General features: G+C 61.9%; 1 protein-coding gene. It reads left to right on the top strand.

Annotated features, from left to right (window positions below; translation table 11 throughout):
* The coding region (locus PMI37_RS30820; RefSeq protein ID WP_008088997.1) for a condensation domain-containing protein at positions 1 to 2,098 on the top strand (2,098 nt) is incomplete at both ends.

The following is a 2,098-nucleotide window of genomic DNA, read 5'->3' on the forward strand; positions in this document are numbered from 1 at the left end:
AAGCACGTCTGGCCGAGCACGACGCGGTGCTGGAAACCGTGGTCATTGCTCAGGATGGTTCGCTGTTGGTCGCCTATGTGGTGCCCACCGATGAGGCGCTGTTGAACGCCGATGAGGCGACGCGCACTGCGGCGAATCTGCAACTCAAGGCGCATCTGGGCCAGAGTCTGCCGGAGTTCATGGTGCCGCAACATTGGGTGTGGCTGGCGAAAATGCCGGTCAGCCCGAACGGCAAACTGGAGCGCAAGGCGCTGCCGAAATTTGACGCCAGCGCGCTGCAACAGACGTTCGTTGCACCGCAGAGTGAGCGTCAACAGCACGTCGCCGCCATCTGGCAGGACGTGCTCAAGCTTGAACGGGTCGGCCTGACCGACAACTTCTTTGAACTGGGTGGCCACTCGTTGCTGGTCACCCAGGTGGTTTCGCGCATTCGCCGCACGCTGGACATTCAGGTACCGCTGCGCACGCTGTTCGAGCACAGCAGCCTTGAGGCGTTTGTCCACGCCTTGGACGCGGATCAGCACACCCCGCAAATGTCGATTCCTCAGGTGGGTCGCGAGCAACCGCTGGCGCTGTCTTATGCCCAGGAACGTCAGTGGTTTCTCTGGCAGATGGACCCTGACAGTGCGGCCTACAACATTCCAACGGCGCTGCGCTTGCGTGGCGCACTGGACCGCACGGCGTTGCAGCAAAGCTTCCAGGCGCTGATCCAACGCCACGAAAGCCTGCGCACCGCGTTCGTCGATCACGACGGGCGGGTGCAGCAAATCATTCAGCCGACGGCTCAAGTGGCCCTGCAAGAGCAGGCGCTGGCCAATGCTTCGGATGAACAGATTCAGGCGTTCGTCGAGCAACAGACGTCGCAGCCGTTCGACCTGCTGAGCGGTGCGCTGCTGCGGGTGGCGTTGCTGCGCATCAGTGACGATGACCATGTGCTGGTACTGACGCTGCATCACATCGTTTCTGACGGCTGGTCGATGCAAGTGATGATCGAAGACCTGATCGCCTTCTACGCAGCGTTCAGCCAAGGCACCACGGCGCCACTGTCGGCCTTGCCCGTGCAGTACGCCGACTACGCGGTGTGGCAGCGCGAGTGGATGGACAGCGGCGAGCGCGAGCGCCAGCTGAGCTACTGGAAAACCCGTTTGGGCAGCGAGCAACCGTTGCTGGAAATGCCCACCGATCATCCGCGTCCGGCGTTGCAAAGTTTCCGTGGCGCACGTTTGAACGTGAGCATTGAACCGGCGCTTGGTGAGGCATTGAAAACCCTCGCCCGGCGCGAAGGTGTGACCGTGTTCATGCTGTTGCTGGCCTCGTTCCAGGCCTTGTTGAACCGCTACAGCGGCCAGGCGGATATCCGCGTCGGCGTGCCGATTGCCAACCGCAACCGCCTGGAAATCGAGCGATTGATTGGCTTCTTCGTCAACACCCAAGTGCTGCGTGCCGAGTTCGATCCGGCAATGGGTTTCGCGCAATTGCTGCAACAGGTCAAACAGACGGCGATTGCCGCGCAGATGCATCAGGACCTGCCGTTCGAGCAATTGGTCGATGCCTTGCAGCCTGAGCGTAACTTGAGCCACAGCCCGCTGTTCCAGGCGATGTTCAACCACCGCAGTGAAGCCGAATCCGACCTCGTCGCACAATTGCCGGGGCTGCAACTGCAAAGCCTGAGCTGGGAACACCGCACCGCGCAGTTTGATCTGGCGCTTGACACCGGTGACAGCCCGGAAGGCCTGGAAGCCTCCTTCACTTACGCCACGGATCTGTTCGAGGCGAGCAGCATCGAGCGCCTGGCAGGGCACTGGTTGAACCTGCTCAAGGCCGTGGTGGCCGATGCCGCGCGACCGCTGGCCGAACTGGTGCTGCTCGACGCAGACGAACGCGAGGTGATCGTCTCGCAATGGAATGCTACAGCTACCGAATATCCGCTGGAGCGCAGCGTGCATGCGCTGATCGAAGATCAGGTAAGCGCCACCCCGGATTCCTGCGCTCTGGTGTTTGGCGAGCAACGCCTGAGCTACGCCCAGCTCAACGCTCGCGCCAACCAGTTGGCCGCAGTGCTGATCGAGCACGGTGTCGGCCCGGAAGTGCTGGTCGG

Origin of the sequence: Pseudomonas sp. GM80, assembly GCF_000282515.1 — a bacterium.
Classification (GTDB): Bacteria; Pseudomonadota; Gammaproteobacteria; order Pseudomonadales; family Pseudomonadaceae; genus Aquipseudomonas.